The organism is Mesorhizobium sp. M7A.F.Ca.CA.004.12.1.1, from assembly GCF_003997835.1.
In the GTDB taxonomy this organism is placed as follows: domain Bacteria; phylum Pseudomonadota; class Alphaproteobacteria; order Rhizobiales; family Rhizobiaceae; genus Mesorhizobium.
The window spans coordinates 1-7,384 of sequence record NZ_RZRK01000263.1; the positions used below are offsets into that span (position 1 = coordinate 1).

The following is a 7,384-nucleotide window of genomic DNA, read 5'->3' on the forward strand; positions in this document are numbered from 1 at the left end:
TGCTGACGTCGAGCAGAGCCACGAACGAACCAAGATAGATAGCGGCGACCAGGGGCAGACGGTGCTTTGACATGGCTATATCCAGACGTGAGTTAGAGGCCATGCAGGTGCTACAGTCAAAGCCGAAGTGGCTCCGAGGGACGTTGCCGGCCGGCATGGCGTGCGAGCCAGACGCGCGAAATCAGCTTGCAATCCGGGAAACGTGCGCAGCGAACCCGCGGACCATCGTCATATGACGACTAGGAAGCCGGCCGCATTCGATCAACCATGAAGCCTCAGAAGGGAGATGCATCATGGCCAAAGGCGGCAATCCATCAAACAATCACGACGGCGAATTCATAGTGTCCGGGCCGGGCACTGAAAATACCGAGCGGTTCAAGCAGGCGCTCAGTGTTTCATTTGCCGAGCAGACAGCCACATCAATGAACTATTTCAAGCAGTCGGACCCTAACGACGAGGGCCAGATCTCCGCTCTTGGCGAGGCAAAAATTGATTACCTGAAAGCACAGTCGGGCTGTTACTGGACCGAGGAAGCTGAAAAATGGACCAGGGCAAAACTGAAACGCTTTGCCGATCGCAACGATCGAAAGCGAATTCTAGGCAACAGTTTCGATCGCTCCGAAATGGTTGTCTTGCCGCGCCGCAAAGATGGGGCGATGCCGATGGAAACGCGGCAACTGCAAGGCGATCCCTATGAGTATTTCCATTTTTGGCCTGGCACCTTCGGTAACTACAAATACAGCTGGTTCAACCGGACCGGGGACGGACGCATTCTGCGAGACGAATCTTACGAGTGGGATGGGGCGCCGGATTTGGGCGGCTTGGTATTTTTCGAAAACAACAGCGCCGGCGATAGAGATTACCTGCACGCCATGCTCGAAAGCGGCATCTGGTTTACCTACACTCCCAAGAAGACCGGCCGGCTCGACTTGTTTGCGGAATTCGTCTCCACCTACGACACAAGGTACAGGTGGATGCGTGACGAAATCGGCTACAGCCACACCAGAGTCCTTCAGGCGACCGATGTCGTTTTTGGCACCTTTTCAGGCGATCAAGCCGTGGGACGAGATTACCGAAGCAACAGCACCCTTGTCGATTTTCAGCGTTGGTTTGAAGGGGACGTAGGGGATTTCGCCAATTTCGGAGAAAATGGCTTTGACGACGGAACAATACACAATTTTTTTGGGCGGCCGGGCGCAATGGTTTTTGCTGGACAACCGGTCGAGATCTTGGTCGGCTGCAGGGTCTTGATGGACTGCTATCTCAACGATGTCAGCATCAGGGCGTGGGAAGGCGCCCGGCGGAGGCTGAATTTTCTGGGCGTCCGAGTGGTTTAAATGCCAGCGGTTTTGCAGCTTGCGCGACGATCGTCATCGCTGCGGCAAGAAGCCTGCCCTCCGCCGGCTTAGGTGTCTCGACCGCCAAACTGCTCGTCGGTGACCCCCTCCAGCCAATCGACATGGACATCGTCGAGCGCCTCCTGCATCGCGATATGCGTCATCGCCGATTTGGGCGCCGCGCCATGCCAGTGTTTTTCGCCAGGCGCGAACGAGATGACGTCGCCGGCCCTGATCTCCTGGATCGGGCCGCCCCACGTCTGGGCAAGCCCGGCGCCCTCCGTCACGTACAGCGTCTGGCCAAGCGGATGCGTATGCCAGTGGGTGCGCGCGCCCGGCTCGAAGCTGACCAGCGTGGCCCGCAGCCGCGCCGGCGCCTCTTTCTCGATGATCGGCGTCTGCAGCACCCGGCCGGCGAAGTATTTTTCCGGCGCGATGACGGTCGGCACGCTGCCGCAGGCAATGATCTTCATGGGTCGATGGTCCTTCAAGCAGCGGGCGACGGGTCGCCTGTTTTCAGTTTCGGCCGATATCGGTCGACGTGCAACAGCTTCCCGCTGCCAGCCCCAGCATATGATCCGCACGGTCCACTGCCGAGCAAAGGGTTTCTATTTTTCTTGCCCTGCCGGCAAACAAGTGGGACGATGGCTTTGGGCAGGTGGCACTTGAAAAGAACCCCGCCCGCGACGGTCGAACAGGCCGGCCGCCGCTCAGGACCGATTGACCAAGCCTGAACCATACATGCCAGTCGGTCCTACGGGAAACGCCTGAGTGGAGGTCAGTCATGGGTACTCGCGCCGGAGGACGACGCACGGGACCGAAATGCATTGCCATAGTCGGTCCCTTCGCAAGCGGTAAGACGACACTTCTCGAAGCCATATTGGCCCGTACGGGCTCAATTCCCCGACAAAATCCCGTTTCATCAGGTAACACCGTTTCAGATCATTCGCCCGAGGCGCGCGCCCACGCCATGAGCGTCGAGGCGACGGTCGCCACGACCGAATTCATGGGCGAGCAGATCACCTTCGTCGACTGTCCCGGTTCCATCGAATTCTCTTTCGAGGCCGAACCGGTGCTGGCCGCCTGCGACCTCGCGGTCGTCGTAGCCGAGGCCGATGAAAAGAAGATCCCTGCCCTGCAACTGATCATGCGCAAGCTCGACGATCTCGGAGTGCCGCGCATTCTGTTCCTCAACAAGGTCGACAAGGCAATCACCGGCGTGCGCGACACGCTGAAGATGCTGCAGCCGGCCAGTGCCGTGCCGTTGCTGCTGCGCCAGATTCCGCTGCGCAAGGACGGTGTCGTCATTGGTTCGATCGACCTGGCGCTGGAGCGCGCCTACATCTATCGCGAATATGCCGAAAGCGAGGTGGCGCAGATTCCCGGCGACGACAAGGCGCGCGAGCTCGAAGCGCGTTTCTCGATGCTGGAGACGCTGGCCGACCATGATGACCAGTTGATGGAACAACTGCTCGAGGAGATCGAGCCGCCCAAGGATGCGATCTTCGACGACCTCGCCGCCGACCTGCGTGACGGTGCGGTGATCCCGGTGCTGATCGGCACCGCCGAGAAAGGCAACGGCGTGCTGCGCCTCCTGAAGGCGATCCGCCACGACGCGCCCGACATCGAGGCGACCCGCAAACGGCTCGGTGCACCCGACGGCGCGGCTACCCTGGTCCAGGTGATGAAAACCATCCACACCTCGCATGGCGGCAAGCTGTCGGTGTCGCGCATCCTCTCCGGTCAGGTCGTCGACGGTTCCGAACTCTGGCTGCCCGGCGGCGACACGGCCAAGGTTTCCGGCATCTACCGGATGCTCGGCAAGGACCAGTCCAAGCTCTCCATCGCCAAGGTCGGCGACACGGTGGCACTGGGCAAGCTGGACGAGGTCAAGACCGGCCAGACGCTGAGCTCGGCCAAGGGCGGCATCAAGCCGCTCGTCCAGTTCGAGCCGCCGCAGCCGGTCTTCGCCTTCGCGCTCCGCCCCAAGGAGCGCAAGGACGAAGTGAAGATGTCGGCCGCCATCCAGCGGCTGGCCGAGGAGGACCCCTCGCTCAGCCTGCGCCACAATCAGGACTCGGCCGAAACCGTGCTGTCGGGCCATGGCGAGATGCATCTGCGCGTGGTGCGCGAGCGGCTGGAAGGCAAGAACCAGATACCGGTCGAAGGTCATCCGCCGGCGGTGCCCTATCGCGAGACGATCCGCAAATCGGCGCAGCAGCGCGGCCGTCACAAGAAACAGTCCGGCGGCCATGGCCAGTTCGGCGACGTGGTGATCGAGATCAAGCCGCTGCCGCGCGGTTCCGGCTTCCAGTTCACCGACACCATCACCGGCGGCGTCGTGCCCAAGACCTACATCCAGTCGGTCGAGACCGGGGTCCGCGACTATCTGAAATCCGGGCCGCTGGGCTTTCCGGTCGTGGATGTCGCAGTCAACCTGTCGGACGGCTCCTATCATGCGGTCGATTCCTCCGACATGGCCTTCCAGATGGCGGCCAGGCTGGCGATGAAGGAAGGCATGGCCGCGTGCTTGCCGGTGCTCCTGGAGCCCGTGATGAAGGTCGAGATCGTCACCCCCTCCGACGCCACCTCGAAGATCATCGCTCTCATCCCGCAGCGGCGCGGCCAGATCCTCGGCTACGACGCGCGACCCGACTGGCCGGGATGGGATGTCGTCGAGGCAACCATGCCGCAAGCCGAGATCGGCGACCTGATCATCGAGTTGCGCTCGGCGACCGCGGGCGTTGCCAGCTATCGTGCCGTCTTCGACCACATGGCCGAACTCACCGGCCGTCTGGCTGACGACGCCATGAACACCAACGGCAAGGCTGCCTGATGGCGTGGCGTTCCTCTCGAACCTGATTCGGGGGAACAAAAGAAAACGACGTCCGGCGGGGACCGGACGTCGTTTTGTTCGCGGACCGTTTCCTTGGGAGGTAAAACGTCAGGTCCGCCGCATTTGGTACCGCCGAGTTCGGCGGAAAAACGGTTCGGACGCGGTAGCCGCCTGAGCCCGGGCCGTACGAGTGATGCCCCCATCTCCCGTCCGAACCACACCGCGTCCTATGATCTACATAGCAGGTCGCGGGCGTCCGGGATATGTTACCAGAGGTTACATGTCACCGTTACGTGGCAATTGTGATGGAATTTTTGGCCGGCCCAGCAGGGTACAGGCAACAAAAAAGCCGGATCAATGAAGATCCGGCTGAGTTTGATTGGAGTGCCTGTTAAGGCTAACCTCCAGAGGGGAACACTCGAGGGCGCTAATGGGAGGAGAACGCGCCCAGGAGATGATCTATATATGTGCTCATCATGCCCAAGAAACAAGCATCTATTTTGCAACACACACATGCAAAAAGACGCAGGCTGTGGTCTAACCCATTCCAGAAGCCAATAGGACCAGCAAAATCGTCGAAATGGAGCGCTGAATCGGGCAATTGCAACTACAGAATCGCTAATCTCGGCTGGCTTTCGGCTCGAAATGCCAAAACTGGGCAATGATGTGGAAGCGGGCAGCAGGCGTGCATTTCTAAGGCAATCGCGGAGCAAGCAGCCAATGCGGAGGTTTTCGGCGATCGCCGGCAGTGCGGCCTTCTTCATCGCGGCGCCGTGCGTGGTTGCCGGGCTGGTGCCCTGGCTGTTGACCGATCGCTGGGGCTTGCCCTGGTCGAGCCTGCCGGGCTTTGCCCCTGTTGGCGGGCTTCTGATCGTTGCCGCGGGCGCGGCACTCCTGCATGCCTTCGGCCGTTTTGCGCTTGAGGGCCTGGGCACACCCGCACCGGTCGCCCCGACCGAGAGGCTGGTGATAGGCGGCATCTACCGCCATGTCCGCAACCCGATGTATGTCGCCGTGCTGTCGATCATCCTCGGCCAGGCGCTGCTGTTCTCGAGCTGGGCGCTGGTCGCCTATGCCGCCGTCAGCGCTGTCTCCATGGGCGCCTTCGTCAGGCTCTATGAAGAGCCGACGCTTAGCCGCCGTTATGGCGCCGAATACGAGACCTACCGCCGCAACGTGCCCGGCTGGCTGCCTCGGCTGATGCCCTGGCGGGGATAATCCCGTAGGGCGTGAAAACGAAAATCAGAAGGACCAGCTTCGGGCCTTGGCGATGATGAAGTCCCGGAACACATGCAGCTTGGCCTGGTTCTTCATCGCGTCGGGATAGGCGAAATAGGTGTCGAAAGACGGCACCTCGGTCTCCGGCAGCAGCTGCACCAGATCGGAGTCCTTGCTGATCACATAGTCGGGCAGCATGGCGATGCCGGCACCGCCCTGCACCGCCCGCTTGATCGACAATATGTCGTTGATCTGCAGCGTCGGCACCCTTTGTCCGCCTTCGAAATCACCGACCGTTTCCAGCCAGTTCAGCTCCGACAGATGCGACGGCACCGGCACGCCGAAGGTGACGATGCGATGGGCCTTCAGCTCGGCGACGGAAGACGGCTTGCCGTGCTTGGCGACATAGGATGGGGCCGCGTAGAGGTGGAAATGCACGGTGAACAGGCGGCGCTGGATCAGGTCCGGCTGCTGCGGCTGGCGCAGCCGGATGGCGCAATCGGCCTGGCGCATGGTGAGATCCAGCTCCTCGTTGGCGAGGATCAACTGCAGGCTGATTTCGGGATAGAGTTCGATGAATTCCTGCACCCGCTCGGTCAGCCAGCCGGCGCCCAGCCCCACCGTCGTCGTCACCCGCAGCACGCCCGACGGGCGATCCTTGGTCTCGGTCAGCCGGGACTTGATGGTCTCCAGCTTCATCAGCACGTCATGCGCCGTGCGAAACAGCATCTCACCTTGCTCGGTCAGCACCAGCCCGCGGGCGTGGCGGTTGAACAGCGGCACGCCGACATCATGCTCGAGCGCGCTGACCTGCCGCGAGATCGCCGATTGCGAGAGATGCAATGTCTCGGCCGCATGGGTAAACGACCCCGCCTCCGCCGCAGCGTGAAACACGCGTAGCTTGTCCCAGTCCAACGCCATGATTCCCCTCGTTCTGTTTTGGCGTCTGAATGAAAAATCAGGCTTTTACACGGCGTTTCTAAGCCGCTCTCTGAACTCTCTACTCGGCCGCTTCGCGATGCACTTCGATGCCGGCCAGATACTTCTCCGCCTCGAGCGCGGCCATGCAGCCGAGCCCCGCTGCCGTCACCGCCTGGCGGTAGATATCGTCGGTCACATCGCCGGCCGCGAACACGCCCGGCACATCGGTGCGGGTCGAATCCGGCGCTGTCCACAGATAGCCGTTCGGCTTCTGCTTGAGCTTGCCGGCGAACAGTTCAACCGCCGGCGCATGGCCGATGGCCACGAACACGCCGTCGATCTTGAGGTGCGACACCTCGCCGGTCACCGCATGCTTTAGCTTCAGCCCCTCGACCGAGGGCGGCAGCGGCGTCTTGCCGGGCCGGCCGGTGATCTCATCGACGATCGTGTCCCAGATGACGCGGACATTGTCCTTCTTCAGAAGCCGCTCGCGCAGAATACGTTCAGCGCGAAAATCGCTGCGCCTGTGGATGACCGTCACGCTCCTGGCGAGATTGGACAGATAGAGCGCCTCTTCCACCGCGGAATTGCCGCCACCGACCACCGCGACATCCTTGCCCCTGTAGAAGAAACCGTCGCAGGTGGCGCAGGCCGAGACTCCAAAACCCATGAAGTCCTGCTCGGTCGGGATGCCCAGCCATTTCGCTTGCGCGCCGGTGGCGATGATCAGCGCGTCGGCGGTATAGGTCGTGCCGGAATCGCCCTTGGCGCGGAACGGTCGCACGTTGAGGTCGACCTCGGTGATGATGTCGTTGATGATGTCGGTGCCGACATGCTCGGCCTGTTTCAGCATCTGCTCCATCAGCCACGGACCTTGGATCGGGTCGGCGAAGCCGGGATAATTCTCGACATCGGTGGTGATCATCAACTGCCCGCCCTGCTGCAGGCCGGCGACCAGCATCGGCTTCAGCATGGCGCGGGCGGCATAGACCGCCGCCGTATAGCCGGCCGGGCCGGAACCGATGATGAGAACGGGCGCGTGCTTGGTGGTCATCTAAAGCCTCTGCGGAGG

Annotated in this window: 6 protein-coding genes; 3 read left to right on the forward strand and 3 right to left on the reverse strand. The window is 61.7% G+C overall.

Features of this window, described 5'->3' with window-relative positions:
* Positions 1-293: 293 nt before the first annotated feature.
* Positions 294-1,337, forward strand: a complete 1,044-nt coding sequence (locus tag EN984_RS15640) for a hypothetical protein (RefSeq protein ID WP_127267440.1) — start codon at positions 294-296, stop codon at positions 1,335-1,337.
* A gap of 68 nt (positions 1,338-1,405) precedes the next feature.
* Here EN984_RS15640 and EN984_RS15645 read toward each other — a convergent pair whose 3' ends face one another.
* A complete protein-coding gene (locus EN984_RS15645; protein WP_127267439.1) occupies positions 1,406-1,810 on the reverse strand; it encodes a cupin domain-containing protein in 405 nt (134 codons plus the stop codon).
* Positions 1,811-2,121: 311 nt separating this feature from the next.
* Here EN984_RS15645 and EN984_RS15650 point away from each other — a divergent pair, with 311 nt between their 5' ends.
* Both EN984_RS15650 and EN984_RS15655 read left to right on the forward strand, forming a co-directional pair.
* On the forward strand, positions 2,122-4,173 hold the full coding sequence (locus EN984_RS15650) for an elongation factor G (RefSeq protein ID WP_127267438.1): 2,052 nt from the start codon (positions 2,122-2,124) through the stop codon (positions 4,171-4,173).
* 720 nt (positions 4,174-4,893) lie between these two features.
* The gene (locus EN984_RS15655; RefSeq protein WP_127267437.1) at positions 4,894-5,391 is read left to right on the forward strand and encodes an isoprenylcysteine carboxylmethyltransferase family protein; all 498 of its coding nucleotides are present in this window, start codon (positions 4,894-4,896) and stop codon (positions 5,389-5,391) included.
* Between the two features lie 24 nt (positions 5,392-5,415).
* Here EN984_RS15655 and EN984_RS15660 read toward each other — a convergent pair whose 3' ends face one another.
* Both EN984_RS15660 and trxB read right to left on the reverse strand, forming a co-directional pair.
* Positions 5,416-6,312 (reverse strand): LysR family transcriptional regulator, encoded by an 897-nt coding sequence (locus EN984_RS15660; RefSeq protein ID WP_023809733.1) that lies wholly within the window; start codon positions 6,310-6,312, stop codon positions 5,416-5,418.
* Between the two features lie 79 nt (positions 6,313-6,391).
* Positions 6,392-7,366, reverse strand: coding sequence for a thioredoxin-disulfide reductase (gene trxB / locus EN984_RS15665; protein WP_127267436.1), 975 nt, complete (start codon positions 7,364-7,366; stop codon positions 6,392-6,394).
* Positions 7,367-7,384 lie beyond the last annotated feature (18 nt).